The organism is Faecalimicrobium dakarense, from assembly GCF_000499525.1.
In the GTDB taxonomy this organism is placed as follows: Bacteria; Bacillota; Clostridia; order Peptostreptococcales; family Peptostreptococcaceae; genus Faecalimicrobium; species Faecalimicrobium dakarense.
Genome location: NZ_HG529421.1, coordinates 1 through 8,207 on the forward strand (window position 1 = coordinate 1; position 8,207 = coordinate 8,207).

The 8,207-nt window shown below is 30.0% G+C and carries 6 protein-coding genes; 5 read left to right on the forward strand and 1 reads right to left on the reverse strand.

Annotated elements, in window-relative coordinates:
* Positions 1–77: 77 nt before the first annotated feature.
* The 4 genes from secA (at position 78) to BN899_RS16195 (ending at position 7,326) form a co-directional block, all read left to right on the forward strand.
* Positions 78–2,750: a preprotein translocase subunit SecA gene (gene secA, locus BN899_RS16180; RefSeq protein ID WP_042277600.1), complete on the forward strand. Its 2,673-nt coding sequence runs from the start codon at positions 78–80 to the stop codon at positions 2,748–2,750.
* A gap of 15 nt (positions 2,751–2,765) precedes the next feature.
* A protein-coding gene (gene prfB / locus BN899_RS16185) for a peptide chain release factor 2 (protein WP_147568592.1) occupies positions 2,766–3,879 on the forward strand; the annotation gives its coding sequence in 2 pieces (ribosomal slippage) (positions 2,766–2,828 and positions 2,830–3,879; 1,113 coding nt in all).
* Positions 3,880–4,005: 126 nt separating this feature from the next.
* Positions 4,006–6,147 carry a Tex family protein gene (locus tag BN899_RS16190; protein WP_042277604.1) on the forward strand — a complete coding sequence of 714 codons (2,142 nt, stop codon included), beginning with the start codon at positions 4,006–4,008 and terminating at the stop codon, positions 6,145–6,147.
* Between the two features lie 21 nt (positions 6,148–6,168).
* Positions 6,169–7,326 (forward strand): amidohydrolase, encoded by a 1,158-nt coding sequence (locus BN899_RS16195; RefSeq protein WP_042277606.1) that lies wholly within the window; start codon positions 6,169–6,171, stop codon positions 7,324–7,326.
* Positions 7,327–7,547: 221 nt separating this feature from the next.
* On the opposite strand, the gene BN899_RS16200 is transcribed toward BN899_RS16195, so the two are convergent.
* Complete coding sequence (locus BN899_RS16200) at positions 7,548–7,787, reverse strand: hypothetical protein (protein ID WP_042277609.1); 240 nt, start codon at positions 7,785–7,787, stop codon at positions 7,548–7,550.
* A gap of 142 nt (positions 7,788–7,929) precedes the next feature.
* On the opposite strand from BN899_RS16200, the gene BN899_RS16205 reads away from it, so the two are divergent.
* Positions 7,930–8,196, forward strand: coding sequence for a hypothetical protein (locus BN899_RS16205; RefSeq protein WP_042277611.1), 267 nt, complete (start codon positions 7,930–7,932; stop codon positions 8,194–8,196).
* Positions 8,197–8,207 lie beyond the last annotated feature (11 nt).

Sequence of the window (8,207 nt, forward strand, 5' to 3'; positions counted from 1 at the left end):
ATAAAGAATATTACATATAGTGTTTTTATGGTAAAATGTATAATAGTATAAAAAATGAACGAGGAGAGATATTGAACATGGGTTTTTTAGATAATTTATTTAACATGGCAGATAAAAAAGAACTAAAAAAGTTTAATAAGATAGTAGATGAAATAGATTCATTAGAGCCTAAGTTTGAATCTATGTCTGATAAAGAACTTAAGAATATGACAAACATATTCAAAGAAAGATTAAACAACGGTGAGACAATAGATGATATCTTAGCAGAAGCTTTTGCAGTAATGAGAGAAGCTTCTAAAAGAGTATTAGGAATGAGACACTATAGAGTACAACTTATAGGTGGAATTGTACTTCATCAAGGAAGAATAGCGGAAATGAAAACTGGGGAAGGTAAAACATTAGTTGCTACTGCGCCGGTTTACTTAAATGCTCTTACAGGAAAGGGAGTTCATGTAGTTACAGTAAATGACTACCTAGCAAAGCGTGATAAAGAGCAAATGGGTAAAATATATGAATTCTTAGGACTTACAGTAGGGGTTATAGTTCATGGGCAAAACCCTCAAGAAAGAAGAGCTCAATATCAATGTGATATAACTTATGGAACAAACAATGAATATGGATTTGATTACCTAAAAGATAATATGGTAATACACAAAGAGCAAATGGTTCAAAGAGAGCTAAACTATGCAATAGTTGATGAGGTTGACTCTATACTTGTAGATGAGGCTAGAACACCTCTTATAATATCAGGACCTGGAGATAAGTCTACACACTTATATTCAGATGCTAATACTTTTGTATTAACATTAAAACCTGAAAATTATGAAATCGATGAAAAACAAAAATCAGTATCTTTAACTGATTCAGGAATACAAAAGGCTGAAGTTTACTTTAATGTAGAAAATTTAACTGATATAGCTCATACAGAATTATATCACCATATAAATCAAGCATTAAAAGCTCATACAATAATGAAGCGTGATGTAGACTATGTTTCTAAAGATGGAGAAATAGTAATAGTTGATGAGTTTACAGGAAGACTTATGTTTGGTAGAAGATATTCTGAAGGTTTACACCAAGCAATAGAGGCTAAAGAGGGCTTAAGAATACAAAGAGAATCTAAAACATTAGCGACTGTAACATTCCAAAACTATTTTAGAATGTATAATAAAATCGCTGGTATGACTGGTACTGCTAAAACAGAAGAAGAAGAATTTAAAGCAATATACAAAATGGATGTTGTTCAAATTCCAACAAATAGACCAATACAGAGAGATGACTTATCGGATGCTGTTTATAAAAATGTAAGAGGTAAATTTAATGCAGTAGTTGAAGATATAATAGAAAGAAGTAAATTAAAACAACCGATACTTGTTGGTACTGTTTCAATAGAAAACTCTGAATTAATATCTCAACTTTTAAAAAGAAGAGGAGTTAAGCATGAAGTATTAAATGCTAAACATCATGATAAAGAAGCAGAGATAATAGCACAAGCTGGTAGATTAGGAGCAGTAACAATAGCTACTAATATGGCAGGTCGTGGTACAGATATAGTTCTTGGAGGAAATCCTACGTTCTTAACTAAAAAAGAAATGAAAAGGTTAGGATATGCTGAATCTATAATAAATAGAGTAGATGCATCATTAGAAGGTATAGAAAAAGAAGGAAATGAAGAATTATTTGTAGCTAGAGAACAATATGAAAAGCTGTATAAAAAGTTTAAAGAACAATGCGAAGTTGAACAAGCACAAGTTATTGAAGCTGGTGGTTTAGCTATAATAGGTACAGAAAGACATGAATCTAGAAGAATAGATAACCAGTTAAGAGGACGTGCTGGTCGTCAAGGAGATAAAGGTAGTTCAAGATTCTATATATCATTAGAAGATGACCTTATGAGATTATTTGGTAGTGAAAGAATATCTGCAATGGTAGAAAAAATAGGTCTTGAGGAAGATATGCCTATAGAGCATAAGATGTTAACTAAATCTATAGAAGGTGCGCAAAAGAAAGTTGAAGGAAGAAACTTCGGAATAAGAAAACACGTACTTCAATATGATGATGTCATGAATAAGCAAAGAGAAACAATATATGCAGAAAGAAGACGTGTATTAGAAGGTGAAAATCTTCAAGAACAAATTCAAAACATGATTCATTCTTTAATAGAAGATGCAGCTAATGCTTATGTTGAAGAAAAAGGAATAAATATAGATGGATTTAGAGATTATATGTATCATCAGTTTATGCCAAAGGGAAGTATAGAAATACCAGATATAGAGAAGCTTAATACTGCCGAACTAGTAGAAGCAGTATATGAAATAGCTATGAGAATATATAATGGAAAAGAAGAGAGAATAGGTTCAGAAAGAATGAGAGAAGTAGAAAGAGTAATACTTCTTCAATCAGTTGATAACCATTGGATAGATCATATAGATGCTATGGATCAATTACGCCAAGGTATAGGACTTCGTGCAATAGGTCAACAAGACCCAGTTATAGCATATACAAGTGAAGGATTTGATATGTTTAATGAGATGAATATGCATATAAAAGAAGATACTATAAAATACTTATTCAATATAACTATAGAGGAACCTGTAGAGAGAAAACAAGTTATAGATGTAGATCACCTATCTTCTAACATAACAGAAGGAGAAGAAAGCAAGACTGTTAAAAAAGACGAAGATATAGGAAGAAATGAAGAGTGTCCATGTGGAAGTGGAAAGAAATATAAAAAGTGCTGTGGAAGATAGTTTTGGAGGATCCAAATGTTAAATATACAAGAATATAGACACAACGTGGAGCAAATGGCTTCAAATATAGAAGAAATGAGGGACTCTCTTTGACATTGCTTCATTATTAATTAGAATAGATGAAAATGAAGCTAAAATGAATGAACAAGATTTTTGGAATGACAATGAGATGGCTCAAAAAATTCTTCAAGAGAATAAGGCTTTAAAAGAAACAGTAGATGAATATAATAATCTAAAGGAAGCTTTAGAGGATATAGAAGTTTTAATAGAAATAGGATTAGAAGAAAAAGATTCATCTATTGAAAAAGAAATAGAAAGCTCTATAGTTACATTACAAAAAGAAATAGATGTTGTAAGAATAAAAACTCTTTTAAGTGGAGAATATGATAAAAATAATGCTATATTATCTATAAATGCAGGAACAGGTGGACTTGATGCTCAAGATTGGGCACAAATGCTGCTTAGAATGTATATAAGATGGGGAGAATCTAAAGACTATAAAGTTAAACTTTTAGATATACTTTCAGATCCAGCTGCTGGAATAAAAAGTGCTACATTGCTTATAGAAGGTATAAATGCTTATGGTTACTTAAGAAGTGAAAAAGGAGTTCATAGAATTGTAAGAATATCTCCTTTTGACCCATCGGGTAAAAGACATACTTCTTTTGCATCAATAGATATTACTCCAGAGCTTGATGATAGTGTAGATGTAGAAATAAATCCAGTTGACTTAAAAGTGGATACTTATAGAGCATCTGGAGCTGGAGGTCAGCATGTAAATACTACTGATTCAGCAGTAAGAATAACACATATTCCTACAGGAGTAGTAGTTCAGTGCCAAAATGAAAGATCTCAGCATAAAAATAAAGATAGAGCGATGAAAATGCTTATGGCAAAACTTATAGAGCTAAAGGAACTTGAGAATAAGGAAAGAATTGAAGATATTCAAGGAAAGTACTCTCAAATAACTTGGGGAAGCCAGATAAGGTCATATGTATTCCAACCATATAAATTAGTAAAAGACCATAGGACTAATGCAGAAATGGGAAATGTAGATAGTGTTATGGATGGAAATATAGATTTATTTATAAATGAGTATTTAAAAATGAATAAGTCAAAAAATAATTAAGATAAGGGCTTAAGAATTTAATTCTTAAGCCTTTATTTGAGCAACGGACAAAGTCGTTGGCGAAATGAGCATAGCGAATTTTTGAGCAACGAACTTAATAAATTACATACGAAAGAAGGGACCTCTATGAATATAAATGAAATATTAAAAAAAGAATTTAATCTTAGAGATGAACAAATAAACAATACAATAAAACTTATAGATGAAGGAAATACAATACCATTTATCGCTAGATATAGAAAAGAAATGACTGGTGAAATGAGTGATGTTACATTAAGGGAATTTCATGATAAATTAGTATACTTAAGGAATTTACAAAGTAGAAAAGAAGATGTATTAAGAATTATAGAAGAACAAGGAAAACTTACAGAAGAAATAAAAATAAATGTTAATAAAGCAAATACACTACAAGAAGTAGAAGACATATATACTCCATTTAAGCAAAAGAAAAGAACTAGAGCAACAATTGCAAAAGAAAAAGGATTAGAAGATTTAGCATTAGATATATTAAATAAAAATATAAGTAACTTAGAAGAAGAAGCAAAAAAATATATAAATGAAGAAAAAGAAGTAAATTATTCTGATGATGCTATAAAAGGAGCTAAAGATATAATAGCTGAAATAATATCTGATGATGCTAAAATAAGAAAATATATAAGAGATTTATCATTAAGAGAAGGGGTATTAGTAACAAAGAATACTAAAGAAGAAAAATCAGTTTATGATATGTATTATGATTACAGTGAATCTGTAAGAACTATTGCCCCTCATAGAGTTTTAGCAATAAATAGAGGAGAAAAAGAAGATTTCTTAAAAGTAAAATTAGAAATTAATAATGAAAAAGTCATAAATCATATAATAAATGAATATGTAAAAAATGATAACTTTAAAAATAAAGAAACAATAGTATCATCTATTGAAGATGCATACAAAAGATTAATATTCCCTTCAATAGAAAGAGAAGTTAGAAATCATTTAACTGAAATAGCTCAGGAAAGAGCTATAAATGTATTTGGGCAAAATATAAAAGGATTACTACTACAAGCTCCTGTAAAAGATAAGGTCGTTATGGGATTTGACCCAGCTTTCAGAACTGGGTGTAAGATAGCTGTAGTTGATAAAAATGGTAAGTTACTAGATACAACAACAGTGTATCCAACTGAGCCTCAAAATAACGTAGAAGGTGCTAAAAAAACTTTAAAAGAATTAATATCAAAATATAATGTAGACATAATCGCAATAGGGAATGGAACTGCATCAAGAGAATCTGAAAAATTTGTTTCAGATATGATAAAAGAAATAGAGAGAGAAGTTCAATATGTAATAGTTAGTGAAGCTGGAGCGTCAGTTTACTCAGCATCAGAGCTTGCAAGTGAAGAACATCCAGATATAAATGTATCTTTAAGAGGCGCAATCTCAATAGGTAGAAGACTACAAGACCCGTTAGCAGAACTTGTAAAAATAGACCCTAAAAGTATTGGAGTAGGTCAATATCAACACGACTTAAATCAAAAAAGACTTGAAGGTGTATTAGGTGGAGTAGTAGAAGACTCTGTAAATAGTGTAGGTGTAGACTTAAATACAGCATCATATTCTTTATTAGAGCATATTGCGGGTATAAGTAAATCAATAGCTAAAAATATAATTACATATAGAGAAGAAAATGGAGATTTTTCATCAAGGGCACAATTGAAGAAGGTTAAAAGATTAGGACCTCAAGCATTTACTCAATGTGCAGGATTTATGAGAATACTAGATGCAAAAAATCCATTAGATAATACTGGAGTTCATCCAGAAAGTTATGATATATGTAAAAAGATGTTAGAAACTTTAGGATATTCTCTTAAAGATATAGAAAATAAAAATATAGAAGATATAGATTCAAAAGTTAATGAGATAGGATTAAAAGAATTAAGTGAAAGATTAGAAGTAGGGCAAGTAACTTTAAAAGATATAATTTCTGAAATTAAAAAACCAGGAAGAGACCCTAGAGAAGAAGGTATAAAGCCTATACTTAGAACAGATGTATTAAAAATAGAAGATATTAAAGAAGGTATGATGTTAAAAGGAACTGTAAGAAACGTAGTGGACTTTGGAGCTTTCGTAGATATTGGAATAAAAAATGATGGACTAGTTCATAAGTCTCAAATGAGTAAATCATTTGTAAAAGACCCTATGGCAGTAGTTACAGTAGGAGATATTGTAGATGTTGTTGTTATAGGAGTTGATATGAAAAAGCAAAGAGTAGCTTTATCAATGAAGATATAAGCTATATCAGGAGGAGATAAAATGATATTTATAAAAAATGGAACTATAAATACAGTAACAAATGGAATTATAAAAGGTGATATTCTTATAGAAGATGGAAAAATAAAAGAAATAGGACAAAATTTAGAGATACCTTCAGATGTAGAAACTATAGATGCTAATGGAAAACAAATATTTCCTGGATTTATTGATGCTCATACGCATTTAGGATTATGGGAAGATGGTATGGGATTTGAAGGTGCTGATGGTAATGAAGAAACTGATCCAATAACTCCTCAATTAAACCCGATAGATGGAATTAATCCAATGGATAAGAACTTCAAAGAAGCTTTACAAGGTGGTATAACAGCAGTATGTACTACACCAGGAAGTGCAAATGTTATGGGAGGACAATGTATAGCTATAAAGACTTTTGGTAGAAGAATTGATAATATGGTTATAAAAAATCCCGTTGCTTCAAAGATCGCATTTGGAGAAAATCCAAAATCTTGTTATGGTAGAGATGAAAAAATGCCTCAAACAAGAATGGCAATAGCATCTCTTTTAAGAGAAAATCTAAAAAAAGCAGAAGAATACTTAGATGAAATAGAGTTATACATGGAACATGAAGACCATGATAAGCCAGAATATGATATAAGAATGGAAAGTTTAATTCCAGTACTTAAAAAAGAGATACCTTTTAAGGTTCATGCTCATAGAGCGGATGATATATTCACAGCAATAAGAATAGCTAAAGAGTTTGATGTTGATATTACATTAGATCACTGTACAGAAGGACATCTTATAGCAGAAGATTTATTAGAAGAAGGGTATCCAACAATAGTAGGACCATCATTATCTGAAAGATCTAAAATAGAATTAAGAAACTTAACATTTGAAACAGCAGGAATTCTTTCAAACACTGGAGTTAATGTTTCATTAACAACAGACCATCCAGTAATACCAGTACAATACCTTCCGGTATGCGCAGGTATAGCTGTAAAGCATGGTATGAAAAAAGATGAAGCTATAAAGGCTATGACTATAAACCCAGCTAAAACTTTAGGGATAGATGATAAAGTAGGTTCTATAGAAGTTGGAAAAGATGCAGATATAGTTATATGGGACGGATCTCCTCTTGAAATTCAAAGTAATGTATTATTCACTATAATAAATGGAAAAATAGTTTATAAAAAGTAAACTATCATAATTTCTACACAATTTAATTGTACTATATCGGTATATAAAATATTGATATAGGGGTGATTTAATATGAATAATATAACAACTTTCATGATTGCAGGTGGAATTTTAATATCTATGCTATGTTTAGTATTATATTCTGATTTTAAGTGTATTTATGATAAAATGCATAAAAAATAAGAAATATCCCCACTTTAAAATTAAAGTGGGGATATTTTTTATTTTTCAATAGCATCAGTACTTTTATTGCAGCATGATTTATTATCTCTAAATAGGAAGAAGAATAATCCTCCCATAATCAGTGGGCATATAAATGGTGCTATAAATGATATTCCTAGGGCAGTTTTAGGTGAATAGAAACCTATTGCTGGGGCTATTAAGATTAATAGTATAGGGATTATACAGCACAAAGATAGTGGTAAAAAACGCTTTAAATTTTTTTTAGTTTCTTTATTCATTTTAATTAACCTCCATAAATTTGATAAACCAATAATACTTTAAAAGTATGAATAAAATATGAAAGTAAATATTCATATTTTATTCATACTTTTAGGATATTCTACATATAGAAATAAAATTTTAAAAAGGGAAGTGAATTTTATGAAAAAAAAATTAATAGGTACGCTAGGGTTAGGTTTAGTAATAGGGGCAATGGGAATTACATCATTTGCAAATGAAAAGGGTCAAAATATCTCAGATGTAAACTTAAACAATGCAGTTCAAAATGAAGCTACTTTTAAAGTATTAAATAAAGAAAATAACCAATACGAGCAAATAGATACTACAGAGTATAATGCAAACACACCAAATCAAAATAATAGACCTCAATATATGAATCCAGCAAATTGTTGTAATTATAATTACTAAAAAAGTTTAGG